General features: G+C 57.6%; 14 protein-coding genes and 4 tRNA genes. 12 read left to right on the top strand and 6 right to left on the bottom strand.

From position 1 onward, the window contains the following. Window positions 1-224: 224 nt before the first annotated feature. The 5 genes from CHH27_RS08050 to cpaB all read left to right on the top strand — a co-directional run bounded on the left by CHH27_RS08050 (window position 225) and on the right by cpaB (window position 4467). The gene (locus CHH27_RS08050; RefSeq protein WP_094071122.1) at window positions 225-737 is read left to right on the top strand and encodes a M48 family metallopeptidase; all 513 of its coding nucleotides are present in this window, start codon (window positions 225-227) and stop codon (window positions 735-737) included. Continuing rightward, window positions 738-1364, top strand: a complete 627-nt coding sequence (locus CHH27_RS08045) for a hypothetical protein (protein WP_094071121.1) — start codon at window positions 738-740, stop codon at window positions 1362-1364. A gap of 418 nt (window positions 1365-1782) precedes the next feature. Then, window positions 1783-3249, top strand: a complete 1467-nt coding sequence (locus CHH27_RS08040) for a type II and III secretion system protein family protein (RefSeq protein ID WP_198338377.1) — start codon at window positions 1783-1785, stop codon at window positions 3247-3249. Next, complete coding sequence (locus CHH27_RS27575) at window positions 3230-3511, top strand: hypothetical protein (RefSeq protein WP_157738795.1); 282 nt, start codon at window positions 3230-3232, stop codon at window positions 3509-3511. The genes CHH27_RS08040 and CHH27_RS27575 overlap by 20 nt, the downstream gene beginning before the upstream one ends. 182 nt (window positions 3512-3693) lie before the next feature. Continuing rightward, window positions 3694-4467, top strand: a complete 774-nt coding sequence (gene cpaB, locus CHH27_RS08035; RefSeq protein WP_094074595.1) for a Flp pilus assembly protein CpaB — start codon at window positions 3694-3696, stop codon at window positions 4465-4467. A gap of 242 nt (window positions 4468-4709) precedes the next feature. On the opposite strand, the gene CHH27_RS08030 is transcribed toward cpaB, so the two are convergent. Next, window positions 4710-4785 (bottom strand) — tRNA-Thr (locus CHH27_RS08030). Between the two features lie 331 nt (window positions 4786-5116). Here CHH27_RS08030 and CHH27_RS08025 point away from each other — a divergent pair. Beyond that, a complete protein-coding gene (locus CHH27_RS08025; RefSeq protein ID WP_157738792.1) occupies window positions 5117-6223 on the top strand; it encodes a YHYH protein in 1107 nt (368 codons plus the stop codon). 7 nt (window positions 6224-6230) lie between these two features. On the opposite strand, the gene CHH27_RS08020 is transcribed toward CHH27_RS08025, so the two are convergent. Then, a complete protein-coding gene (locus tag CHH27_RS08020) occupies window positions 6231-6923 on the bottom strand; it encodes a hypothetical protein (RefSeq protein ID WP_094071119.1) in 693 nt (230 codons plus the stop codon). Window positions 6924-7237: 314 nt separating this feature from the next. On the opposite strand from CHH27_RS08020, the gene CHH27_RS08015 reads away from it, so the two are divergent. Beyond that, entirely contained in the window at window positions 7238-8428 is a 1191-nt protein-coding gene (locus CHH27_RS08015; RefSeq protein WP_157738789.1) for an MFS transporter, read from the top strand. 254 nt (window positions 8429-8682) lie between these two features. Further along, window positions 8683-9372, top strand: coding sequence for a hypothetical protein (locus tag CHH27_RS27570; protein ID WP_157738787.1), 690 nt, complete (start codon window positions 8683-8685; stop codon window positions 9370-9372). A gap of 98 nt (window positions 9373-9470) precedes the next feature. On the opposite strand, the gene CHH27_RS08010 is transcribed toward CHH27_RS27570, so the two are convergent. The 4 genes from CHH27_RS08010 to CHH27_RS07995 all read right to left on the bottom strand — a co-directional run bounded on the left by CHH27_RS08010 (window position 9471) and on the right by CHH27_RS07995 (window position 12095). Next, complete coding sequence (locus CHH27_RS08010; RefSeq protein ID WP_094071117.1) at window positions 9471-10286, bottom strand: RNA methyltransferase; 816 nt, start codon at window positions 10284-10286, stop codon at window positions 9471-9473. A 74-nt stretch (window positions 10287-10360) separates the two neighbouring features. Further along, on the bottom strand, window positions 10361-10981 hold the full coding sequence (locus CHH27_RS08005; protein ID WP_094071116.1) for a hypothetical protein: 621 nt from the start codon (window positions 10979-10981) through the stop codon (window positions 10361-10363). An 85-nt stretch (window positions 10982-11066) separates the two neighbouring features. After that, window positions 11067-11564, bottom strand: coding sequence for a PaaI family thioesterase (locus CHH27_RS08000; protein WP_094071115.1), 498 nt, complete (start codon window positions 11562-11564; stop codon window positions 11067-11069). A 30-nt stretch (window positions 11565-11594) separates the two neighbouring features. After that, window positions 11595-12095 carry a MarR family winged helix-turn-helix transcriptional regulator gene (locus CHH27_RS07995; RefSeq protein WP_208988679.1) on the bottom strand — a complete coding sequence of 167 codons (501 nt, stop codon included), beginning with the start codon at window positions 12093-12095 and terminating at the stop codon, window positions 11595-11597. 419 nt (window positions 12096-12514) lie between these two features. Between CHH27_RS07995 and CHH27_RS07990 the strand changes: the two genes are divergently transcribed. From CHH27_RS07990 to CHH27_RS07975, 4 genes are all read left to right on the top strand, one after another. Then, window positions 12515-12599 (top strand) — tRNA-Tyr (locus tag CHH27_RS07990). A 22-nt stretch (window positions 12600-12621) separates the two neighbouring features. Further along, window positions 12622-12695, top strand: a tRNA-Gly gene (locus CHH27_RS07985). A gap of 167 nt (window positions 12696-12862) precedes the next feature. Beyond that, window positions 12863-14053, top strand: a complete 1191-nt coding sequence (tuf, locus tag CHH27_RS07980; protein ID WP_094071102.1) for an elongation factor Tu — start codon at window positions 12863-12865, stop codon at window positions 14051-14053. Between the two features lie 109 nt (window positions 14054-14162). Further along, window positions 14163-14238 (top strand) — tRNA-Trp (locus CHH27_RS07975). Window positions 14239-14319 lie beyond the last annotated feature (81 nt).

The raw sequence follows: 14319 nt of genomic DNA, 5'->3' as shown, positions 1-14319 counted from the left end.
AAAGACAATCTAAAGTAGAAAGGGGGGTATTTGTTTGGCAATCTTTGATATTGTTAGAATGACGGAGGCGCAATAGGTAATTTTATCTATTAAAATTTTTTGCCAATATTTAATATTTTTGATCGATAGTTATTAATTGCTATGAAGTGGAATTTAATTACTGTGAATTCTGCGGAGTGTCTGTTTCCGTTTGTGTCTTGAGTGGATAGTCAGGGTAAAAGTAGATGTCGCTCAGTCAAAAGGTCCCGCTCGTTGCAGCGCTGCTCATCATCCTGAGCGGCTGTCAGTCGGATAACCTGGGCGACCTTTCGACTTACGGTGACAAGGCCTTCACGAACGACGATCTGTCGGATGTCTCCTATTATCGAGATGACGAATTGCTGAAGCAGGGGCAGGTCCAGTTCAAGGCGAAGAACTACGGAAAGGCCTATTCGATCTACAGAAAGGCAGTCGCTGTTTATCCCAAGGATCCGGTGGCGTGGATCGGTTTTGCGGCATCTGCCGACATGGTCGGGCGCTTCGACAGTGCAGATCAGGGCTACAGGGTTCTTGCGGGAATGATCCCCGGCCGTCCCGAATATCTGAACAATGTCGGCTATTCCTATCTTCTGCGCGGCAATCTCGTGGCTGCACGTCGCTATTTTCTGAAGGCCTACGAACTCGATCCGAACAATCAGACCACAGTAAACAATCTGCAGCTGTTGGGTAACAGTGTGTCGTTTGCGAAGCGGGGATGAATGAAACACAGCGCGATCCCCCCGGACTTCACCATTGTCAGGAGCCGCAGCCTGTCCAGGCTGGTCCGGTCCGGGGTTTCGGCCGAGGATCCGGCAGGGCAGGATAATACCCGCTTCAGCCAGATCCGCGTCGTGATCGCGCTGAACGTCGTTTCCATCGTGCTTGCCCTGCTGCTGTTTGGCGGGTTGTTTCTGTCCTGGTCGCTCAATTCCGAACTGAACGCGGTCAGAAAAGAGCTCGCGGGCTTGCAGGAGTTCGAGAAGCGGATACTGGCGCGCGTGGACATCATGAACAACGGCGTTCAGCACAGGCTTTCAAAAATGGATCAACGCATGGGGGCCATCCGGTCCGATGTCAGTCTTGTTACGAGGGGGCGCAGGGATCCGGCCTCCACGGTGGAGCGTATTTCCACAATGATCCGCAATGACGGCGCCTATTTCGGAACGGCGACGGCAGAACTCCTGCTGACCCCGGAACTGTCCGGGCAGGACACTCAGCGGTTCGTCCCGAGCCAGCCCTCAGGTGGTCCCGCGATCTCGTATGGAGGGCCGCCGGAAGATGCGGTCGCGCTCTTCAGCAGGGTTACGACCGCAGACGGGAAAGTCCGCTATGAAATGAAGAGGTAACGTGACGGGCCAACATGCCGAACATGGTTCTTCTGAAGGTTGCCGCGTTCGAGACATTGAACAGTGCCCGGAAACAATATCGATGCCCCGCAAGGAGAGGAGATACACCGAGGTTGGACTGGCAAGCAGAGTTCTGACCGTTTGGCCGGTTTGAAGAGCAGGTGCGGCGGGGATTGAGAAAAATACTAAGTCCTGTGAAGAGTAGAATCAAATCTCCGTCCCGAAGGCACGTTTCGACTCAATGTTTTCTATGGTGTTTCACGGGGTATTAATCGCCAGGACTACAAGATGGTCAGTAACGAGTCGGCGGAGGCGTCCCTGATCTGACGCAGATAAAAACAAAATCTTGAAGGGGACGTGGTTTCATGTCGCGTGAGAATTGAAAAGCCTCAGCAACATCAAGCTCCAGCGAGCCCGGTTGCTTCTGACAGCAGCCTCGCTGGCTACAGGGCTCGTGCTAGGCATTTGCGCCACGCAAGTGGCTCGGGCGCAGGTCGACGAGGTGACGCTGGTCGTCAACGGCGGCGGAGTGTCGAAGGTCACCATGCCGCCGGGCACAACCAGAACCGTCCGGACCAACCGTACCTTTTCCGACCTGGTCGTCGGCAATCCGGATGTTGCGGATATTGTCCCGCTTTCAAGCCAGTCTCTTTACATTCAAGGCAAGTCCCCGGGGCTGACCAACATCTCGATCTACAATGACCGCAAGGCATTGCTTGGCGTGATTGAGGTTCGAGTCCAGCTGAATTTCAATGATGTTGCGCAGGCGGTCCGCGCCGTGGCGCCAACTGCACAGGTTCGCGTTTCCAATGTCGGCAACCGCATAAGACTGGTTGGAAGCGTCAACGACGCGACCGAGCTGACAAAGGTTATCGAGGTCGCACAGCAATTCTCGGAATCCCCTGTGATCAACGCGCTCAGCGTTCGTGGTCCGCAGCAGGTTGCACTGGAAATCAGGGTGCTGGAGGCCAGTCGTGCGATCGGACGGGATCTCGGCGTGAACTGGATCGGGCGGTCGGACAACGGAAACGTCAGCACGGTTGGTGCCCGGGTTCAGACCGGTGTCGATAGTTCCTCAGGTGGGCTGATTGCGGTTCTTGGGTCAGGTGCCAGCGTGGCCCAGCAGGGGGCTCTGCCCTTTGGCACTCTGGTTGCAAAGGTGCTCGAGACCGCCGGTCTACGCATCGATACCATTATCGATGCGCTGGAAGGCAAGGGGCTCGTGCGCCGGCTTGCGCAGCCCAACCTGACGACGATCAGTGGAGAAGCCGCGCGTTTCCATGTCGGCGGCGAAGTCCCGATTCAGACGGCTGTCTCCAACTCAGGTGGTGTTGCGACGTCCACCGACTATCGCCCCTTTGGTGTTCGGCTGGAATTCGTTCCGACGGTCCTCGACAACAGTCGTATCAACCTGCGTGTCATGACCGAGGTCAGCGATATTGACGGATCGATCAATGTCAACGGAAATCCCGGCTTCCGTTCCCGGCGCGCCGAAGCCGTGATTGAGCTTCGCGATGGCCAGAGTTTTTCCATGGCGGGGCTTCTGGACAACATTGACCAGCGGGATATCAGTCAGGTTCCCTGGCTGGGGCAGGTTCCGGTACTCGGCACACTGTTCAGGTCGACGAGCTTCCAGAAGCGGGAAACGGATCTCGTGATTGTGGCAACGCCACGCCTCGTGCGTCCGGCAAATCCCAGTGAGAATCTTGCCTCTCCGCTGGACAGCACCCGGCCTGCCGATGATGTCGAGATGTTTGCGCTTGGTCTGCTGGAGGTCAACAAGGACATGCTGCGCAAATATCGCGAAGGGGCGGGGCTCATTGGACCATACGGTCATATTGTCGATCTCGAACTTGAGGCGGGCTATGTCTATTCGAAAAACTAGGTGGGTCTGTGTCCTGCTGCCGGCAGCCCTGCTTGCCGGTTGCGCGGACTATATGAGCCATCGCGACACGGTCACGTTCGGTGCCGGAAACGCGATGGAGGCAAATATGGCCATTCACACCGCAAGGCCCTTTCCACCTCGAGCGTACAACACGAACCTGAATCGTGACGGCAAATCGGCGGTTCTTGCCCAGGAGCGTTACCTGACACCTGGGGATCCGGCGTTGCCCGGAGGCAGTGGGGAAGCTCCGGCAGCTCAATAGACCCGTATTCTTGTAAGTTCAGATCGGATATTTTCTTCTTGTGACCTAGGGTAATTTCGATCCGGTGCCAAGTTTCGGAACTATTAATTCGAATTTTCACTTTCTCATAAGTCTTGTTTTGACGCGATGGTCCTAGAGTGTCTCCAGGCGACATTCGGTTTCTGGAAGCACTGGACCTGGACATGAAGATCCTTCGATTGCTGGTATTGCTGTTTGCAGCAGGTGCGGGCTTTATGGCGTACAGGCTCGTCATGGACAATCAAACCCAGCCACCTGCCATGGTGGAGCCTGTGGTTGTCTCGAAAAAGGTGTTGATCGCGCTGAACGACATCCCCCTGGGAAAGAAGATCGAGGCGACCGATATTGCCTGGCGAGAGTGGCCGGAGGGAACCCTCGCAAATGGGGTCATCCTTCAAACAGGCGATCCGGCTGCCAGCAAAAACTATGTCGGCATGATCGCAAGGGACCGAATCTATTCAGGGGAACCGATCCGGGCTGAAAGACTTATCAACACGGACAAGGGCTATATGGCTGCGATCCTGCCAAAAGGAAAACGTGCGATCGCTGTCAGGGTGGAACAGGAGACGTCGGCTGGCGGGTTTATCCTTCCCGGTGACAAGGTGGATGTCATCCTGACGAGAAAGCTCGTCGACAAGAATCTGATCAGCGACACGATTTTGCAGAACATCCGTGTTCTTGCCATCGACAGCACGACAGCCGGCGAACAGGAGACCAAGAATCTGTCGCCCAAGAGAACCGCAACACTGGAGTTGAGCCTCAACCAGTCCGAGATCATTGTGCAGGCGCAGCAGGTGGGCAGCATTGCCCTGGCGCTGCGCAGCGCCGAAGATTCATTTGATGTCTCGGAAGCGGAACAGACCCGGAAGCGGGAAACGAAGTTCGTGCGGGTGAATTCCGGTCGCTGGTCTACTGTCGCAGACGACACCCTGTTCTGATCCGTAGTCCAGGTCGTACGGCGCCCGAATTGCCCTTTGAACTTTCCGCAGACCTTTTGCGGAGCTGCCGGATATCGCAAAGGCAAACGTTCCAGCGACTTCGTGAACCGTGGGTCCAAGTTGCGCCGTCGCAAGGGAAGGGGGCTCAAGGCAGCTGATCACCCAGGTATAACGGAACAATCGCGGACAGTTTTCACCATGCCGTTCCGGACGTTTGTAACGTTAGAGAATTTTGGGAAAACTGGTGCCGGCAGCAGGATTCGAACCCGCGACCCCGAGATTACAAATCACGTGCTCTACCAGCTGAGCTATACCGGCGCCGGGAATGGCTTCTACCAGATTGCGCGCGCTTGTCCATGCCCGGGCCGCATTTTTTGCATTCCGATTCCGGAAATTCCTCTAAGTCTCTCACTTTTCAGCCAAAACGGCTTAGCCGCTGTGGATAAACGATAGAGGTGTTGATCAAGCCTACCTCCCTGAGGGCTGGAGCGGAACTTCCAAGGGACGTCTCGGTTTCCCTCTGAGTGGAAATGCTATTCGACGGGAAAGAAACAGGTTACGCCATCAAATGGGCTCCAAACCCGGTTGCTCTGTGGCCGGTGACCGCGCATGCTCGGTCTTCGGTCGTGAGAGAGGACTGGAGATGCGAGTGATCAGGTTGGTTCGGTGCATGGGGCTTATCGCAGCCCTGATCGGCAGTCTGCCGCTGGCCGCCCGTGCGCATGACATCAAGGTCTGCAAATGCGACGAGGCCTGTTACACCGATGAAGTCAGCCGGGTATCATGTGAGCGTGGCAAGGTTCGTTTCCAATCACACGGACTGCCCGACCCGGAAGACCCGATGATGCGTGGCATCACCGCCACCAATCAGCAGTTTCCGGCCAAACACAATTACGAGTTTGAAATCCTCCTGGAACCGGAACTGGCGCGGCAGCCGACGCCGACCGAGGCCGGACCGGTCGGGGTCGCAATCAATGGCGTGCCGATCTTCGATCCGAGTACGCAAGGACCTGTCAACCGCAAGACGGGGCGGCGGCCGAGTGCCTTTGATGCCGGTGAACTGGATGTTTGCGGCGGTCACGCCGGCCGCGGCGATGACTATCATTATCACGTCGCGCCGAAATGCCTGATCGAGGACCTGGGGCCGGCCTGGGTGGACCAGGGCAAGAAGCCGATCGGCTACGCGATGGACGGTTTTCCGATCCTGGCTCTTGGCTGGTTCGACAAGACGAACACCGTCGAACAGGATCTCGATCCCTGTCGGGGCATGAAGGATGCCGCCGGACAGTACTTTTACAACGTCAAAACCACCTCAAGCTGGGATGTTCTGAATTGCCTCGCCGGCCGGCCTCAGCATTTTGCCCGGGACCGCTGGCGCCATCGGATCGACCGGACGGGCAAGGAGATCACGGGTATTCCGATCCGTTTTGCCATCAAGGACAGCACACGCACATCCTACGGCCGGGACGTCTGCCATGTGATGACCGGAACGCTTCAGGGCGAGCAGATCCTGCAAAGCAATGGCCAGGCCAGAAAAATCAGGGCGCAGGAGGGCAGCCTCTTTTATTGCAACAGGTCCTGCTACGGTCTCTTCTTTGAAGCTGACAAGAGCCGCGCCTTCCGGGGGCGGGCGATCTATTACGACCACATCACGGATGGTTGTCCCGCCGGATTTGGTGTCGCACGTTTGACGACCTTCACACCTTACGAGGGGCCGGCGCAGACCCGGAAAGGGCCGCCACCAACCCGGAAGTGATGATCGGTCAAAGCCGATAGATTTTTCCAGACAGCACCTTGCTGTGCAACCGCATCAACGCGGCGGCATCTGCTGCAGGCGGAATGCCGCTTTTGAACGCGAGCACATTGCCGTCAATGTCCTGCGCAAGCTGAATTGACGGCGGCACGCCGATCTTTGCGGCGAGCACGCGCGCTTTCAGTTGCAGGCGGTCCGATTTCTGCATGTCACCAAGCCGAAGATCGGCGGAGGCACTGTTGAGATCGGCGCTGAGGTCGCCGACCCTGCCATCAATGTTGAGGGCAGCGTTTTGTCCGGTCACGACAAGTTCGCGAGCCGTTCCGGACAAGGACAGGCTCAGCTGTGCGCAATCGGCCCTGATCCTGGAATAGTCTCCTTTCAGGTCGATCTTGCCGGCGGGTTGGCGCACCGCGAGCGAGACACCTTCGGGCACAAGTCCTCTAACACCCAGAACGCTAGACGTATTGGCAGTGTCGCCGTTTGAGCTCTTGATCTGGACATGAAGAATGCCTTCGCGTTGACGCATCTGGACGCGTGGCTGTCGCTCATGCGGTTCCAGGTCGATTGCCTCCGTATGCAAGGAAAATACGCCTGCGCGGGCCGTCGACAAGGATATGGAACAAGGCGAACCTTCAAAGACCAGACCGGAAACCGTCTCAAAATCGATCTCGCTCGACGGATCCAACGTTGTTGGAAACATTTATGTGTCCTCCGGATCAGACAGCATTTCGCAGCACAGAATGTCGTGAAAGGAGAGGCGTTGCAATTTTAAATAGTGAAATTTGCGGGAAAACTTTTTGATTGATCGAGCTGCCTTTTGTCAAGAAACAAGTCTGCCCCTGGGGGACTTTGATCCTGGCAGCGCGTCAGGGCTTTCAGGGCTTGATTCCCCGGCAGGTTCCGTGTCTGGTGTCTGCCTGTCTCACCTTGCCCTTGGCGCCATCCTTTTCGAAAAGAACAGGCGGCAAGCGGATTTCACCTCGTCACCGTGTCGAAAGTGTCCGGATCAGTTTCATGACCGAATCCCAGCGGATTTGCCTGATTTTCTATCTGCAACCGATCGCGCTCGGAGCCTGGCTTCCTCATATTCCAGGCGTCCAGACCGAACTCGGATTGAGCAACAGCGCGTTGGCGCTGGCGCTGATCGGTGGGCCCATCGGTACCCTGACAACATTGCTCGTGGCCGGGCGTCTTGCCAACTGGCTCGGTGCGAAGCGCATCACGCTTGTCTGGTATCCGCTGTTCCTCATCGCCATGTTGCTGCCGTTCCTGTCGCCGAACGAATGGGCCCTGATGGCAGCACTGGCCCTTGTTGGCAGCACCATGTCGGTCCTGGAGCTGGGGCTGAACGTGCTGGCCGATGAATATGAGGCGCGGACCGGCCACAAGATCATGAGCCGGGCGCATGGCTGCTGGAGTTTCGGCCTCCTGTCGGGGACGCTGATCGGTTCGGCGGTGGCCGGCATCGGTCTGGAACCGCTGCTGGCAGGCATAAGCATTGCGGTGGTCGTACAGGCGCTGGTGCTGCCGGCGATCCGGCGCCTGCCGGTGGCCGCCCCCAAGGACAAAAGCACTGATAAGACGACCGGGTTCCGCCTGCCGCATCCGCTGCTTCTGGGCATTTGCGTCTTTACCTTTGGTACCACCCTTGTGGAAGGCGCCGTTGCCGACTGGGCGGCTGTCTATTTGCGGGACGCCTTCCTCGCCCATCCGGGTCTTGCCGGTCTCGGCATTGCGATCTTTTCTCTCTGCCTTGCCTCGACCAGGCTGGTCGGAGACCGCCTGCGCCAGCACTCGTCACCGGGCCGGTTGGGGCAGGGGCTCGCTCTCATTGGCCTGATGGGGCTGTTTCTGATCTGGTGGGCGCCAAGTGTTCCGGTTGCTCTTCTGGGCCTTGGAATACTGGGTGTCGGCGCGGCACTTGCCTTTCCGCTCGGCGTGACTGCGGCATCCTCGGCACCGGGACCAAGTGCGGCGGCCAATGTCGCGGTTCTGTCCTTCATCGCGCTGCTCGGATTTCTCGTCGGGCCACTGGCCATCGGCCCCCTGGCAGATGCCTTTGGGATCCGGACAGCGTTGATGGTCATGGCACCGATGATCGGGCTCAGTCTTGTGCTCGCCCCTTGTCTGACGAGGGCACAGAGGTTGCGGTCGGCTGAGGGGGGAAGTGGCCAGGGCACACCAACGCCCCAAGAGCCGCGCTGAGCGGCGGCGGCGTTCGAACGAGCAATCGCCATTCCCGGAATTAGAGGGGAAAGGCAGCGGGTAACGTCAACGGGGCGGTGAGGGCTTCACTCGGTTGCTGCCGGTCAACTGGAGATCAGATCGAATTTCAGCAAAAGGGGTTTTCTAATCCGGCTTTGGACGTTCCCACCAGCGCATGGCCTTGATCTTTGGATTTCAAAAAATACAGTCGGTGGCATTGACCAACAGAAAATTGAACCGGGCTGCGTTCGTTGATGAGTGACCTGTCAAAAAGGCATGAGAAAGAACGGGATTTGGGCTGGAGCCCAAAAACTGCAGCGGGTTTTGCACCCTGGTTGCAGGACCCAACCTGGTGGCCTTTGAAGCGGTTTCGACAGTGGAGAAGATACCCTGTCCCTGAACCCTACACCCCTCGGAAACAGGATGTTGGAGAAACGGGCAGCACATATGGCGACCTTCAATCTCAAATCTGCGAACAACGGCTATATGAACATTCCGCGGCTGGTGGCGCGGTTTCGGGATTTATTATCTACGAATTGAGGGGCACAGAGCGCTTCGCAAAAGAGCTTTCATTGTGGCTGCAGGGCGACGAAAAAAATCATGACCGCGATGTTGAGAGATTTCTCTCAATGGCTGACCGCCTGAGCAAAAGAGCCACGGGGTATGTGCTGCCGGACCCGACAAGAAACAGGGTTCTGGACAGAAACTCCCGATCTCAGGAATGGTCAGGGGGAGACATTCACATCGGCACTGCAGGGCATGGATACCGTTTTGCAAACTACAATGCCGCCAGTTCCAGGGAAACCTGGGCGAGGCAGTATCTTTTGAAGATCATCGCCCCTGACAGAACCAGGGTATTGGTTGAACGAAGGGCACAGAGTGCAAACTCTGGAAGAGTTTATGCAGGCTCTGATCCGGAAGCCTGGGGTCTGAAGACCTCTTAGCGGGTTTTCTCCCTCTATCGGGAACCGTGTCCGTCTTTCGGGAAGCGCTTGGGTTTGCCCGGAACGGGAAGAGCAGTCGACGGGAGGCGCGACGGGGCTCAAAGCCCCATCTTCATGCGCGCCACATAAAGCGACAGCACGGCCGCATTGGAGACGTTGAGGGACCGGATCTCGCCGGGCATGTCGAGGCGGGCAGTGAGGCCACAGGCTTCGCGCACGCCTTGCCGCACGCCTTTGCCTTCCGAGCCGAGCACCAGCACGGTCTTGTCGGTAAACGGCGTGTCTTCAAGGCTTGCTGGCCCGTCGCTGTCGAGCGCGATGCAGGAGAAGCCCTGGTCCTTCATCTCGGTGACGAAGCGGGCCATGTTCTTCACACGCACATGCTTGATCATGTCGAGCGCGCCGGAAGCGGCCTTGGCAAGCACGGAACCTTCTTCCGGAGCGTGGCGTTCGGTGGTGACGACCGCGTCGGCATCAAGGGCGACGGCGGAGCGCAGGATGGCACCGACATTGTGCGGGTCGGTCACCTGGTCGAGGGCCAGGATCAGCCGGGCGCCTTTGAGGTGCTCTGCGCCATAGGCGGGCAGGGGATCGGCTTCCAGGATCATGCCCTGATGGACGGCGTCCTTGGTGACCATGCGGTCAAGCGCGCGCGGCATCATGGTTTCGACCGGAACGTCGATCCTGACGCCCCGCTCTTCCAGGCGGCGCTGCGCATTTTCCGTCGCATAAAGCTTCAGCCGCTTGCGGTCGGTGTTGGCAAAGGCGGCTTCCACGGTGTGGAGACCATAAAGCAGCACCGGACCTTCCGGTGGCAGGCCGGGTCGGCGCGGCGCAGGCTTGCCGGCAAAACGCTTGTTGCCGCGATAGGCGGGCTTGTTGCCCGGGCGGGTAGGTTTCTTGTCGTCACTCATGGCGCAGCTCTAGACCCAAACGCGGTGGAGGGGAAGGGAAAGTGTACCAACGGTCAATGAGAATGTTTGCGGGCTTATTCTTGCGACTCTTCGCGGTGCCTGGACTTTAGAAATTCATGCAAAATGGTACATATGACGAAGACAGGAAACAATATGAACCAAGTTGCGACCATCCCATAGGAGATAACCTGAGCGAGGGTAAAGATTTCTCTCGAGACTTCTGTGAACGCATTGCGATCCTCGACAAAATACCGGCCGTTTTCAACATAACTTCCGAACGCATCGCCGCCGACAAAATACCAAAACACAAATTGTGCATACAAGGTGCCAAAGCAAAGCAGCAAAGCGCAATGGTTCGCCACCAAAAGGTAGTGCTGAAAGGGCCTCTTGGTGTATAGGGATCTTGATTTGAAGTAGGCCAACAGGCTGCCGCTTATGAAGAGCCCGGGAATGAGAATGAGCCACGCGGTGACAGTCCCATAAGAGACAATCAGAGATTGGAAATAGGCACTTTTTGACACTTCGGTGTAATTGCCGAGGCTCTCGACGAAATATCTTCTGTTTTCGATGTATCCATCAACCGCATCTCCTCCCAAATGACCATTATATGCAACGCGTCCTATGAAGGTGAGTATGAGAAGCGGAATAGAACCGACGTAGATTATTCGAAGAAGCGTTTGAATATTCCCGTTCATTCTACCCCTGAATGTTCCGAGCCGACGAATGCGTTCATTCCTATGTTATGCACAAGTCGGCCTGGAATAAATGGATTGGCCCAGTTCAGCTCGGCTTCATGATCATGCAGCTGACCGTGCCATGGGCGATCAGTTTGCCATTGGCATCGCGCAGGTCACCTTCGGAAGTGGCAAGGCGCGAGCCGCGATGGACGATGCGGCCTTCGCAGATGACTTCACCGCTGGTGGCCTGAAGCGGGCGGACCATGTTCACGGTCAGCGACGTGGTCGTATAGAACTCGCCGGGCTGCAACGTGGTATGGACCGCGCAGGACAGGGCCGTATCGATCAGCGTTGAAATCCAGCCGCCATGAACCGTGCCGAGCGGGTTGAGAAATTCCTTCGCCGGCTGACCGGTAAAGACGGCGCGGCCGTCGGAAAACGCCTTCATGCGGATATTGGAGTGCACCATGATCGGCGGCGCCGGCAATTCGCCCGCCATCATGCGTTCAAAGATGTCGAGGCCGGTCATTTCATGAAAGGCCTTCTTGGGCAGGGCGCCAAGCGTGTGGGTCTTGCCGTTTTCGGTAATCGTGTCGCTCATTTTGAAAATCCTGAAGTGAAGGAAACGGAACTAGGTGGGGGTGCCGGAAGAAGCGGGACGGACAGACGCCTCCCTGTCTTCCAGGATATGGACGGCCTTTCTGAGGGCGGACATCTGGCTGCGCACCGCGTCTGCGCCTTCCGGGCCGAGAAGTGTGTTCAATTCTTCCTGGGCTTTCAGCCAGGTCTGGTGGATCTCGATGACCTTTGTCTCACCCGCCGGTGTCAGGACAGGCAGCACCTTGCGGCCGCGGCCTTCCTGCCGGGTGATCAGGCCGGCAGCCTCAAGCGGCTTGAGATTGCGGGCGAGGGTGGAACGGTCGATTCCCAGGAACCTGGCGATTTCGGCTGCGGAGGACGCGGAGCCGTCGGCAATGGCCGCCAGCAGCTGCGCCTGTGTAAGCTCCAGGCCGACTTCCACCATATGCCTGTTGTAATGACGGGTCAGCAGATTGGCCGTGCGGCGGGCCGCATGGCCCAGGCATGTGCGGCCCATATGCAGGAAGTCGATGTCATCAAGGGATATGCTCATATGTTGTAGATACAACAATGAAAGAATCCCGGCAAGGCTGATCGCCGGCACAATCCGGTTTTTGAGACGGATCAGGCGAGCCTCGACAGGCAAGCTCGTGGCGTCCCTGCGCAAATCGGGCAGTGGCAAAGTTGTCCACAGGTGCGGGCTGTGCGAGGCAAATCACGGGAAGAACCTGAGGCAAACCGTGACTTTCGAGCAGTTGCCAGGCACTGTGAGAGGAATGGATGCAAGAGCATTCCGTCGCGTTCGAAGCAGCTGTTTCGAGCGTGCTCATGATTTTGTTCAATTCTTTGCAAAATCAGCGTTGACACACGAGGTCCGCATCTGCATAACACGCGCCACGGGATTGCTCGCCCCTTCAAGGCGGGCTCTTCGGTAAGCCATCCTGATCGCTTCGGCGTGAAGCAGGACGAGATGGAGGAGTGCCCGAGTGGCTAAAGGGGACGGACTGTAAATCCGTTGGCTATGCCTACGTTGGTTCGAATCCAACCTCCTCCACCATCGTTCCTGGTTCTCTCGTTGTGCGGGTGTAGCTCAATGGTAGAGCAGCAGCCTTCCAAGCTGACGACGAGGGTTCGATTCCCTTCACCCGCTCCATCATGGGTGCTGATCGGAGTGTCCGGAACGGAAGGCTCTTTCGCCCGGAAATCCTGAAAAGTTCTACGGGAAGTAGTTCGTCGCTCGCGGATCTGTCCAAGGCGCCGGATTGCGGCCCGCCTCGACCCGTATCGACCGAACTGAGTATTGGACAGAGAGCGACGCCGATGGCGAAGGAAAAGTTTGAGCGCAATAAGCCGCACGTTAACATTGGCACGATTGGCCACGTTGACCACGGCAAGACCACGCTGACCGCTGCAATCACCATGACGCTGGCTGAAGCCGGTGGTGCTGAAGCGAAAGCCTATGATGAGATCGACGGCGCGCCGGAAGAAAAGGCACGCGGCATCACCATCTCCACGGCACACGTTGAGTATGAGACGGACAACCGTCACTACGCCCACGTCGACTGCCCGGGCCACGCTGACTACGTGAAGAACATGATCACCGGTGCTGCCCAGATGGACGGCGCGATCCTGGTGTGTTCTTCCGCAGACGGCCCGATGCCGCAGACCCGTGAGCACATCCTGCTCGCCCGTCAGGTTGGCGTTCCGGCTCTGGTTGTCTTCATGAACAAGGTCGACCAGGTCGACGATGAAGAGCTGCTTGAGCTGGTTGAAATGGAAATCCGCGAGCTGCTGTCTTCCTACGAGTTCCCGGGTGACGACATTCCGATCGTCAAGGGTTCTGCTCTGGCAGCCGTTGAGAACCGCGATCCGGCCATCGGCCGTGACGCGATCCGTGAGCTGATGGCTCAGGTTGACGACTACATCCCGACGCCTGAGCGTCCGAAGGATCAGCCGTTCCTGATGCCGATCGAAGACGTGTTCTCGATCTCCGGCCGCGGTACCGTTGTGACCGGCCGTGTTGAGCGCGGTGTGATCAACGTGGGTGAAGAAGTCGAGATCGTCGGCATCAAGGACACCACCAAGACCACCGTTACCGGTGTTGAAATGTTCCGCAAGCTGCTGGACAGCGGTGAAGCAGGCGACAACATCGGCGCCCTGATCCGCGGCATCGGCCGCGAGGATGTTGAGCGTGGCCAGGTTCTGTGCAAGCCGGGTTCTGTGACCCCGCACACGAAGTTCAAGGCCGAAGCCTACATCCTCACCAAGGAAGAAGGTGGTCGTCACACCCCGTTCTTCACCAACTACCGCCCGCAGTTCTACTTCCGTACGACGGATGTGACCGGTGTGGTGTCCCTGCCGGAAGGCACGGAAATGGTGATGCCGGGCGACAACGTCTCCGTTGACGTTGAGCTGATCGTGCCGATCGCCATGGAAGAAGGCCTGCGCTTCGCTATCCGCGAAGGTGGTCGTACCGTCGGCGCCGGCGTCGTCGCATCCATCATCGAATAAGATGATTTCGGGCCGTCGGGCTTGTGCCCGGCGGTCCCGCCTCCTAAGTGTTGCCATGTGCGGCTTATGGAGGTATCAGGAGCTGGTTCGCTGAAGGCGGACATCTTGAAGGGGTATAGCTCAGCTGGTAGAGCGACGGTCTCCAAAACCGTAGGTCGCGGGTTCGAACCCTGCTGCCCCTGCCATTTAGCTCTTGATTAATTTGCCTCGAGGGCTTAAAGAGTTTCCTCGAGTGAGGCGCGCGAAGAATTTTCGCGCGCCCACTC

Source organism: Labrenzia sp. VG12, assembly GCF_002237595.1.
Taxonomy (GTDB): Bacteria; Pseudomonadota; Alphaproteobacteria; order Rhizobiales; family Stappiaceae; genus Roseibium.
Note: the sequence above shows the minus strand (reverse complement) of the source record. Positions and strands in the feature narration are given on the sequence as shown.